The organism is Mesorhizobium sp. M7A.F.Ca.CA.002.05.1.1 (assembly GCF_003998335.1).
Taxonomy (GTDB): Bacteria; Pseudomonadota; Alphaproteobacteria; order Rhizobiales; family Rhizobiaceae; genus Mesorhizobium.
In genome coordinates, this window is the sequence record NZ_RZQI01000191.1 from 1 (window position 1) to 7,904 (window position 7,904).

Annotated in this window: 15 protein-coding genes; 10 read left to right on the forward strand and 5 right to left on the reverse strand. The window is 59.6% G+C overall.

The features are described from left to right. Positions 1–111: 111 nt before the first annotated feature. Complete coding sequence (locus EN939_RS12420) at positions 112–897, reverse strand: SDR family NAD(P)-dependent oxidoreductase (protein WP_127268249.1); 786 nt, start codon at positions 895–897, stop codon at positions 112–114. A gap of 362 nt (positions 898–1,259) precedes the next feature. Between EN939_RS12420 and EN939_RS12425 the strand changes: the two genes are divergently transcribed. From EN939_RS12425 to EN939_RS12460, 8 genes are all read left to right on the forward strand, one after another. After that, on the forward strand, positions 1,260–1,526 hold the full coding sequence (locus EN939_RS12425) for a hypothetical protein (RefSeq protein WP_027036323.1): 267 nt from the start codon (positions 1,260–1,262) through the stop codon (positions 1,524–1,526). After that, the gene (locus EN939_RS12430) at positions 1,523–1,741 is read left to right on the forward strand and encodes a hypothetical protein (protein ID WP_127255009.1); all 219 of its coding nucleotides are present in this window, start codon (positions 1,523–1,525) and stop codon (positions 1,739–1,741) included. Before EN939_RS12425 ends, EN939_RS12430 begins: the two co-directional genes overlap by 4 nt. Before the next feature lie 4 nt (positions 1,742–1,745). Next, positions 1,746–1,964 carry a hypothetical protein gene (locus tag EN939_RS12435; protein ID WP_013533184.1) on the forward strand — a complete coding sequence of 73 codons (219 nt, stop codon included), beginning with the start codon at positions 1,746–1,748 and terminating at the stop codon, positions 1,962–1,964. A gap of 83 nt (positions 1,965–2,047) precedes the next feature. Beyond that, positions 2,048–2,278 (forward strand): hypothetical protein, encoded by a 231-nt coding sequence (locus EN939_RS12440; protein ID WP_031212583.1) that lies wholly within the window; start codon positions 2,048–2,050, stop codon positions 2,276–2,278. 157 nt (positions 2,279–2,435) lie between these two features. After that, complete coding sequence (locus EN939_RS12445) at positions 2,436–2,891, forward strand: hypothetical protein (protein WP_127268250.1); 456 nt, start codon at positions 2,436–2,438, stop codon at positions 2,889–2,891. Next, a complete protein-coding gene (locus EN939_RS12450) occupies positions 2,888–4,108 on the forward strand; it encodes an NRAMP family divalent metal transporter (protein ID WP_127268251.1) in 1,221 nt (406 codons plus the stop codon). Before EN939_RS12445 ends, EN939_RS12450 begins: the two co-directional genes overlap by 4 nt. Continuing rightward, the gene (locus tag EN939_RS12455) at positions 4,108–4,455 is read left to right on the forward strand and encodes a hypothetical protein (protein WP_127268252.1); all 348 of its coding nucleotides are present in this window, start codon (positions 4,108–4,110) and stop codon (positions 4,453–4,455) included. Before EN939_RS12450 ends, EN939_RS12455 begins: the two co-directional genes overlap by 1 nt. A 2-nt stretch (positions 4,456–4,457) precedes the next feature. Next, entirely contained in the window at positions 4,458–4,790 is a 333-nt protein-coding gene (locus EN939_RS12460; RefSeq protein WP_127268253.1) for a hypothetical protein, read from the forward strand. 29 nt (positions 4,791–4,819) lie between these two features. On the opposite strand, the gene EN939_RS12465 is transcribed toward EN939_RS12460, so the two are convergent. From EN939_RS12465 to EN939_RS12475, 3 genes are all read right to left on the reverse strand, one after another. After that, positions 4,820–5,146, reverse strand: a complete 327-nt coding sequence (locus EN939_RS12465; protein WP_127268254.1) for a hypothetical protein — start codon at positions 5,144–5,146, stop codon at positions 4,820–4,822. Positions 5,147–5,215: 69 nt separating this feature from the next. Further along, positions 5,216–5,470: a DUF982 domain-containing protein gene (locus EN939_RS12470; protein ID WP_127268255.1), complete on the reverse strand. Its 255-nt coding sequence runs from the start codon at positions 5,468–5,470 to the stop codon at positions 5,216–5,218. Between the two features lie 150 nt (positions 5,471–5,620). After that, positions 5,621–6,154, reverse strand: a complete 534-nt coding sequence (locus EN939_RS12475; RefSeq protein ID WP_236382701.1) for a GNAT family N-acetyltransferase — start codon at positions 6,152–6,154, stop codon at positions 5,621–5,623. Between the two features lie 133 nt (positions 6,155–6,287). Between EN939_RS12475 and EN939_RS12480 the strand changes: the two genes are divergently transcribed. Then, positions 6,288–6,485: a hypothetical protein gene (locus EN939_RS12480; RefSeq protein WP_127268256.1), complete on the forward strand. Its 198-nt coding sequence runs from the start codon at positions 6,288–6,290 to the stop codon at positions 6,483–6,485. Positions 6,486–6,620: 135 nt separating this feature from the next. Here the strand turns inward: EN939_RS12480 and EN939_RS12485 are convergent, their stop codons facing one another. Then, positions 6,621–7,139 (reverse strand): YciE/YciF ferroxidase family protein, encoded by a 519-nt coding sequence (locus EN939_RS12485; protein WP_127268257.1) that lies wholly within the window; start codon positions 7,137–7,139, stop codon positions 6,621–6,623. Between the two features lie 317 nt (positions 7,140–7,456). Between EN939_RS12485 and EN939_RS12490 the strand changes: the two genes are divergently transcribed. Further along, positions 7,457–7,904 (forward strand): GMC family oxidoreductase N-terminal domain-containing protein (locus EN939_RS12490; RefSeq protein ID WP_127268258.1); only part of this gene is annotated, 448 nt, incomplete at its 3' end.

The following is a 7,904-nucleotide window of genomic DNA, read 5'->3' on the forward strand; positions in this document are numbered from 1 at the left end:
AAAAAAAAAAAACACCTGGTCGCATCGAATGTCGCCTTTGCCGTGCCATGTGAGCGCTTTCATGATGGTGCTCCTGCTTGGAGATTTTTTGGTTTGCTTGAAGGCCGAAGGTCAGTCTTTGGACGCTGAACCCGGCTCGGCCATCTTGCGATGCTGTTCGGCCAGCGTGCCTGCCGGCGTCACATGCGCTGCGGCGACCTGCAGCTTGTTCTTCCAACCGCTGATGATTTGTTCCTCACCGTCCATCATCGCCTCGTAGCCTGCTTTGGCGACATCGGCGGGATTGTCCTTCTCATCGGTGCCGACCTTGGTATCCATCATTTCGGCGCGTTCGAAGAACCGCGTCTGCGTTGCCCCGGGCATCAGCACGGTGACTGTGACCCCTGTGTCCTGCAACTCATGACGCAGTGCGATCGAGAAGGAATCGATGAATGCCTTGGTGCCGTTGTAGACCGCCTGGAAAGTGCCGGGCATGAAACCAGCGATCGATCCTGTGAAGAGGATGCGGCCTCGGCCGCGGCGTGCCATCCTGGCTCCGAGTTGATGCGCGAGATAGACGGTCCCGGTGATGTTGGTGTCGATGATGCGGCGGATTTTTTTCCAATCCTGATCGACGAAACCACGGCCGAGTCCACGTCCGGCGTTCAGGAACAACAGGTCGACATCGCGATCGCCGATCCCGGCGATCAAACGATCGACACCCTCCTCGGTCGCCAGATCGGCCTCGATGGCTTCGACGGTCACATCATGCGAACCGAGCGCCGCGGCAGCCTGCTGGATCGCGGGCTCGTCGGCGGCTATGATCAGGTGGTAGCCGTCCTTGGCGCACAGTTTGGCGAGTTCCTTGCCGATGCCGCTTGAGGCGCCCGTCACCACGGCCAACTTTTCATTCGTCATCACGTCCTCCGAACTTCGCTTCGGCCGAACCACTGTCGGGGCTGATTGTTCCGTGCGGGATGATGCGCGGCTGTATGCGGGCCGTGACAACGATTTGTCCTTGAGTTCATCCAAGCCATGAACAGCGGCGCGTGGAGAGGTGGAACAACTTAGGTCTACTTAGGTCTACGCGAGTTCGACATCCGTGCAGCGTCGTTGCTCCCCTTGTTTGATGCTGCACGATCGGGTCCCCCTCAGCCTGATCCAGCCCGCGCGTCCCTGCTCGGGAAGCGCGGGCTTTCCCGTGAGTTCGGCTGCCATGTTTTTAAGTTCTGGTGGGAACAATGTACCCGTTTGGCAGTTCGGCGCGCAGGAGGAACAGAATGCAATACGCCGAAGAAATCGCGCTCAGGCGCGTAAAGATGCTGGTCGAACAATATGTCGTCGCCAGGAGCAGGAGATATGATTTCGTCTCGACGGAACTTGCCTGCAAGGCCATTCGCCAGGTCGTACGAAGCCCGATCGAAGACGCCGAACTGGACCATTTGCTGGCTAGAAGCGCGGTCAAACAAGGGCTCTCGGTGCGGTTCGACCGGATAGGTCATTGGCAGGCGGCTTCGCCCGGACTCAGCCAGGAGAAATCAGCATGAGGGCAGTGCTTTTGATGTCGGCGGCATTGCTCGCCTTGGCGGGGTGCAACGACAATGCCGATCCAGCCAAGTCCAAGACGGATACTACGAACAGCCAGCCGGTCGACAAGAATCCCACGACGGACACCAACCCAACACCGCAGACCAGCACCGGCGGCGACCAGCAAGGTACGCAGCCAACCCAGCCGGCATCTCCCAAGCCAAGTGGTGGCTAGGCCTATGGAGCGACGCAACGCAATAATCTCGCTGGTGATAGCGGCGGTCATCATTGTTGGTTTCGTCGTGGGCTTTTTCTACGTCGATATGGGCTGGCAGACCTCGCCGCTGAAACGCGCGCCGGAGCAGAACCAGGGCGGCAATGCCCCCGCGGATACCGCCCCGGCTGCCGGCGTCCAGAAAAATCCTAGGGAAAACACGGAAATGCCGGGGCAGCAGTGATCGACGGCCGGCAGCAACAGGCGAGGCGACGTCGCGGTGACGGTGCCGAAGTGAGTTCGATACAGCACGGATCTGGAGTGTGGATGATGGGCATCCTTTCCGACCTCGACAAGAAACTGACGGACAATATGTACGAGCATGGCAGCGAATTCACCGATGCGGTTTCGGATCTGCCCGAAGCAGTCGTTGAAGCGGTCGAACGGCTGATGTTTTTCATCCAGCCCGACGCGCGCGACACAGTCAGAACTCAGGTTCTCGGCCTCATTCACGAATACAGAATCCAAGACGCTCCGAACGGGGATCGCCCCGCCTGACCTTCAGCTTACGCTGATGCGGCAATTGAAACCGATCGGGACCTGGCTCGCCGCCGCGTGCTCCGGATCGGCGGGCGCGGTCGTTGACGGACCCGACGAGTGCTCTAGATCAGATTTACGCCGGCCACGGTTTTGTTGGGTCGGGGGAGACTATTCGGTGGCGCACGAGACGCCTGATTTGATCGTTAGACGCCGCTATCTCAGGCTCGAGTGCTTGTGCTTGCTGTTGATGATGTTGTCGGCATGCTCATCTTCCGATCAGATCGAGCAGCAATCACGAACAGCGGCCTCCGCATCGCAGACTGTATTGATGGCGCTGGACGCCTGGGCGGCAGGGGCGGCGCCGACCGCATACACGGCGGGTACGCTGCAATCGATCGGCAAGACGCTTGCCGATGCCGGGGAGCAAATCCGGTCCGCCGAAACCAGTGAACCCGCCGAGCAAGCTTCGCTGACGAAGGCAGTCAACGATTTGTCGGTCGCGGTGGCGCGTGCAGAGGCCGGATTGCAGGCGGGCGACCGGCCGGAAGTCCAAGATGCGCAACAGGATATACGGCTGGCGTCGCGTTCGCTCGCTACCGCCTACGCCAAATACTTCGCGCCAAAGCCATGAAGAAGCTCATGGAAATATCCCTCGGCGTCGTCACCAGCGTCGGCGGCTTCCTCGAAGTTGGGTCCATGGCGACAGCGGCGCAGGCAGGCGCGATGTTTGGCTTCCAGTTGATCTGGGCGGTGGTGCTCGGCACCATCTGCATCATCTTCCTTGTCGAAATGTCCGGCCGGTTCGCGGCCGTGAGCCATCACACGATCTCCGACGGCATCCGCGAGAGATTCGGCTTCAACGTCTTTCTATGGCCGTTGCTTGCCGCCCTGCTGGTCAATTTCCTGGTGCTGTCCGCCGAGATCGGCGGCGTCGCCATTGCACTCGAATTTGCCACCGGCATAGGCTTCCAGTGGTGGGCACTGCCGGTGGCTTTGCTGGCGTGGCTGCTGCTTTGGAAAGGCACGTTCGGCTTCATCGAGAAGGGCGTATCTATTCTCGGTCTGGTGACGCTGTGTTTCGTCGTCGGAGCGGTGATGCTGAGACCCGATTGGACGGCAGTCGCAAGGGGCGCCGTGCCTTCGCTGCCGGTCCACGATGCCGCCAATTACTGGTTCATGGCGGTCAGCATTCTCGGCGCCTCGATATCGCCCTACCTCTTCATGTTCTATTCCTCGGGGGCCATCGAGGACCGGTGGGACAAAAGCTATCTCGGAGCCAACCGGGCCATAGCGGGGTTGGGCATGACTTTCGGGGGGACCATCTCGATCGGCGTGTTGATCGTGGCCGCTCTCGTGCTCGCCACGCATGGCGTCACCCAAGTGGATGACTATCACCAGTTGCCGTTGATGCTGATACCTATATTCGGCTTCTGGGGCTTCGTGCTGTTTGTTGCCTCCCTCGCCATTGCCTGCTTCGGCGCCGCACTAGAGGTCGGGTTGCAACAGGCCTATCTTGTGGCCCAGGGTTTCGGCTGGAATTGGGGCGAGGATCGCAAGCCGCGCGACGATCCGGGTTTCAGCGCCACCTACACGATATCATTGCTTTTGGCGGCTATTCCCATCGCGCTTGGTCTCGATCCGCTGAGGCTCACCATCTTCTCCATGGCGCTGACGGCAGCCAGCCTGCCGCTGACGGTCGTCCCATTTCTGTTTCTGCTGAACGACAAACGTTATGTCGGCGAGCATCGCAATGGCATTTTGTCGAATGCCGCCGTCATCTTCATCATCGCGCTCGGCTTCGTACTGGCGGTGGTGACCATCCCGCTGCAGATATTCGGAGGCACATGATGAAGTTGCTGCGTGATCTCCTCGACAAGCAGGTGGTCGACCGCGAGCAGATCAAGATCGGCAAGGTCGACGGGCTGGTGGCGGAGTTACGGCCTGGCAAGCCGCCTCGGATCATTGCCATCGAGCTCGGCTCCATCACCCTGGCACGTCGCCTCGGCGCACGGCCTGGGCGGTGGATGGCGCGGCTCGCGGTCAAGCAGCATGGCGAGCCCCATCGGATCGCCTGGCACAAGGTAAAAGATATCGGCATCGATATCGAGTTCGACATCGATGTGCGAGAAACGTCGATCTTCGCCTGGCAGGACTGGTTGCGCGACCATGTCATCGGGCGCATTCCGGGAGCTTGATGATGACCACCGTCAATCTTGAGCATCTGGCTGGGCGACGCGTACTCTCGCAGCGCGGCAAGAATGTCGGCTATATCGAGGAGATCCACGCCGAACGGGATGGTGACGATTTCGTCGTCACCGAAATCCATGTCGGGGTCTACGCCGCTTTCGAGCGCCTCTCGGCCTCGGCCATAGGCGTGGCAGTGCTGGATCTTTTCCGATTGCGCCGCCGCGGCGGTCTATATCGCATCCCTTGGAACAAGCTCGACATTTCCGATCCCGCGCGACCGCGGCTGCTGTGCCCAATGACCGAACTCTCGGGCATGAAGGGCGCACCAGACCTCCAGGAATAGGTCGTGGTGCCGCATCGTCGGGATCATTCTCAGCGCAGCATGCCTGCCGTCAGGAAAACCACGGCTGCTATCAAAACGACAGCTGCAATTACCAACACCGGCCAGTTGCCGCCGGGCCGCAGTTCCGGCTCGCCTTCGACCGGGCGCATGGCATTGGCAAAGCTGGCATCGTTTTCGAATTTTGGGCGAGTGCGCGGCGGACTTGTCCCAGCGACCGAATTTTGCGTGTCCGCGGCCTCGGCGTCTGTCTCAAGCGGGGCAATGGCGGGATCGAACCCCGGCGTTTTGTCCTGCGTTGCTCCTGCCTGAACTTCGCTTCTGGCCGCGGCAGGCGTGGGACTTGAAACCTTGATCATGATTTCTCCCTTTCGAACCAATCTCGGCAGAGTCGCACTTGCAGGCACCGGCGAGGCGACCCACCACGGTCAGACTTGCTCGCTCAGCAGAATCTTGGCGTCCTTGGCCGCAACGATGAACGCCTGTCGTGCGGTCCTTGTAGGCTTTTCGCCTCGCATGACGGCAAGGCACGCTCTGATCGCGGCAAGACGCCTCTCGGATGTCGGCTTTGGCCAGTCCCGCAGCAGCACTTCGGCTGCGTCCGACACCGAAACCACAACCCTGTCGCGGTCTATCCGGCCAGGTTGAATGATAATCGGCTTTCTGAAATGTCCAGTACGCACATGCCTCTCCAGCGGGATGCACTCTATTCGACACGTCGCTGCAAGACTGCGCGTCGCGACGCGTTTAACTCCGCACTCGTCGATTTGTTCCAGAGCATCTGGCGTTTGAAACAACTAGCCGATGGCCATCCGTGCGCCCTGTCCCAAGACTTACAGCAGATCTTTCCGAAGGAAGACTCGGGCATGTCCAGGGATCCCGAATTCGACTTTGCCGAATTCCTCGAACCCGTGCTGCATGTAGAATAGCGGCGCCTGGAAACTGCTCGTCTCCACGACGGCCTTCTTGCAGCCCCGCCGGATGGCTTCTTCCTCGATCGTCGTGAGAAGTTGTGAGCCAAAGGATTGGCCACGCAACTGCTCAGGCAGGAAGAACATGTCGAGAAACAGGAGCCCAAGCTCCGTCCTGCCCCAAAGCCCGCCCCAGGTCTTTCCTGACTGGTCGCGAAGCTCCGCTCCGATATCAGCTCGGTCGTCGATCCCGGTCTGTGCGATGTTGTATTGATAGAGCGCTGCGGCGGCCTGCGCTCTTTCATCGTCGCTATAGGTCAAAGTGGTTGTAAATCTCTCGGATCGGAATGACATGCATTTTTCCTCCTGGTGGGCACAGGCATGAGATCCGCCGGCAACGTCGGTCACGGCCAAGATGAACTCGTTGCCAACGCCAGAAATAAATCCGGCATCCATCTCGGGCGCCTTCGAACGCCGTGGGCTTTGTCTGATGGTTTTCACAAAATATTACGTGAGGGAACGTTCGCGCCTGACTCGTCTTAGGCAATCGAGGCGGTTGTCGCCTCGCCGATTGTGAAGGAGAAGAACAATGCCTAATCAAGGTGGTAGCCACGAACAGCACGTGAAGGCAGGCCAGCAGAGCCACAAGAACGCCGACAACAAAAACCGTCAGCAACAGCAGGCCTCTGGTGGTGGTCAACGGCAGCAGGGCGATGGATCCGGCATGCGTGGTGGAACCCACGAACAGCATGTGAAAGCTGGCGAACAAAGCCACAAAAACCGCTGATCGCGTGTGATTTCAGCAGACCCACCCCGAAGTATCGGGGTGGGTCTGATTGCATCTGAAGGGTACCGACGAAGAGGGCGCGAGGCCGGGTCGCGAAGTCGCCCGGCGGCTTGGCGCCGGGGCGACGACGCCCAGTCAGGCAGCTTGCTGCAGGGCGCGCTCATTGACACCGCCTTCGCCCAGCCCGGAAAGCGCTTCGTCCGTCGCGACCTCCTCTTTCAATGTCTCGTTGAGGAGCTTGACCACGTCGCTCTTGCCAAGCTGTTCAGCCCACGCGACCAACGTGCCATAGCGCGCGATTTCATAGTGCTCGACGGCCTGTGCCGCGCCGACCAGTCCTGCATCCAGCGCCGGGTCACCCTTGTATTCGTCGAGAATTTCCGACCCTTCCTCAAGAATGCCGTCGATCGCCGGACAGGTCTTGCCGCGGGCCGGTTTGTCCATAAGTTCGAACACTTGCTCGAGCCGATCGACCTGGCCTTCGGTTTCCATGCGATGTTTCTCAAAGGCCGCGGCCACCTCCTCGGATTCGGCGCCCTTTGCCATCTTCGGCAAGGCTTTGAGTATCTTCTTTTCAGCGTAGTAAATGTCCTTCAGCCCATCGAGGAACAAAGCCTCCAGTCCTTTTGTCGTCGCTCTTTTTGCAGTCGCCATGATTTGTCTCCCTTGGATTGTCATGAAAGCTCACCGGCGGTGTAGCCATGGACTAACTTTCCATGGAAGCAGTTGTTCCCTGGGCGCGACTCGGAAGGGGCAGCACGCCATATGGAGTAGATGGGAGTTCATATACGAAATCATATTTACATATAAAACAAATCATGATGATCTTGCAGTCGTGCAGCGCGGCTAAGGTGGTTGGTTCCGGCGTACATCGCTGAGCCTGAATGCCAGCAGATGATCGTGCCCAAATGAAATCAACATGATGTCGCGGTCGAGTCAGCCGTGCATTGATCGGATGTAGGGAGTGCGGCATGCCCTTTGATGTCATCGTTATCGGAGCCGGCGCAGCCGGAGCTGTTCTTGCTGCCCGGCTAACCGAAGATGCTGCCACGAACGTGCTTTTGCTGGAAGCGGGGCCGGACTACCGGAGCGGCGAGCAACCTGCCGAGATGGCGAGCCCAAATCCCTTCAACCTGCTGCTTCCCGACCATTTTCAGCAACAATACATGTATCCCGACCTGATGGCTCGTCGCACGAAGCGGCAGGAACACCGGGTCTACTGGCGCGGCAAGGGGCTTGGCGGTTCGACGGCCGTCAATGGGCAGATTGCCATTCGCGGTGTGCTCCATGCATTCGACCGCTGGGAGGAAATCGGATGCAAGGGCTGGTCGGGAGCCGACGTGCTGCCCTTCTTCTGCCGCCTGGAGGATGACCCGATCGCGGCCAATTTTCACGGCAGCGGCGGCCCGATTCCGATCT

Excerpts from the sequence above, each read along its gene's own strand:
- EN939_RS12425 (WP_027036323.1), top strand. The coding sequence starts at position 1,260 with ATGCAATACGCCGAAGAAATCGCGCTCAGGCGCGTAAAGATGCTGGTC.
- EN939_RS12450 (WP_127268251.1), top strand. The coding sequence starts at position 2,888 with ATGAAGAAGCTCATGGAAATATCCCTCGGCGTCGTCACCAGCGTCGGC.
- EN939_RS12420 (WP_127268249.1), bottom strand. The coding sequence starts at position 897 with ATGACGAATGAAAAGTTGGCCGTGGTGACGGGCGCCTCAAGCGGCATC.
- EN939_RS12485 (WP_127268257.1), bottom strand. The coding sequence starts at position 7,139 with ATGGCGACTGCAAAAAGAGCGACGACAAAAGGACTGGAGGCTTTGTTC.
- EN939_RS12465 (WP_127268254.1), bottom strand. The coding sequence starts at position 5,146 with ATGATCAAGGTTTCAAGTCCCACGCCTGCCGCGGCCAGAAGCGAAGTT.
- EN939_RS12480 (WP_127268256.1), top strand. The coding sequence starts at position 6,288 with ATGCCTAATCAAGGTGGTAGCCACGAACAGCACGTGAAGGCAGGCCAG.
- EN939_RS12430 (WP_127255009.1), top strand. The coding sequence starts at position 1,523 with ATGAGGGCAGTGCTTTTGATGTCGGCGGCATTGCTCGCCTTGGCGGGG.
- EN939_RS12455 (WP_127268252.1), top strand. The coding sequence starts at position 4,108 with ATGAAGTTGCTGCGTGATCTCCTCGACAAGCAGGTGGTCGACCGCGAG.
- EN939_RS12475 (WP_236382701.1), bottom strand. The coding sequence starts at position 6,154 with ATGGATGCCGGATTTATTTCTGGCGTTGGCAACGAGTTCATCTTGGCC.
- EN939_RS12440 (WP_031212583.1), top strand. The coding sequence starts at position 2,048 with ATGATGGGCATCCTTTCCGACCTCGACAAGAAACTGACGGACAATATG.
- EN939_RS12435 (WP_013533184.1), top strand. The coding sequence starts at position 1,746 with ATGGAGCGACGCAACGCAATAATCTCGCTGGTGATAGCGGCGGTCATC.
- EN939_RS12460 (WP_127268253.1), top strand. The coding sequence starts at position 4,458 with ATGACCACCGTCAATCTTGAGCATCTGGCTGGGCGACGCGTACTCTCG.